This window comes from Robertmurraya sp. DFI.2.37 (assembly GCF_029211245.1).
Lineage (GTDB): Bacteria > Bacillota > Bacilli > Bacillales > Cytobacillaceae > Robertmurraya > Robertmurraya methanolica_A.
In genome coordinates, this window is record NZ_JARGEJ010000880.1 from 1 (window position 1) to 288 (window position 288).

1 protein-coding gene is annotated in these 288 nt (G+C 38.5%); it reads left to right on the forward strand.

Features of this window, described 5'->3' with window-relative positions:
• A partial coding sequence (locus tag PZE06_RS28990) for a hypothetical protein (protein ID WP_275792536.1) occupies positions 1-263 on the forward strand: 263 nt, incomplete at its 5' end.
• Between the last annotated feature and the right edge of the window lie 25 nt (positions 264-288).

Sequence of the window (288 nt, forward strand, 5' to 3'; positions counted from 1 at the left end):
CAAAAACCCGCAAAAAAGGAAAGAAAAAGAAGAAAAACGTACATTTAAGCCAGTCCACCAAACATAGCGTCAGCTATGTTTGTTTAGTGTGTCATGAAAAAGAAGAAATTCCTATAAATGTAGTAATAGATTTTGACATGATGGACGAGGGAGACCCAACCACTCCAACTATGTTTTCGTGTGAAAAATGCGGAGGAGAAATGTATCCCGAGTATTACAAAGGAGTACACGGTATAGAGTATAAAATTTCGGATATTCGCTAGACAAAAAGGGACCGGGCGGTTTTTG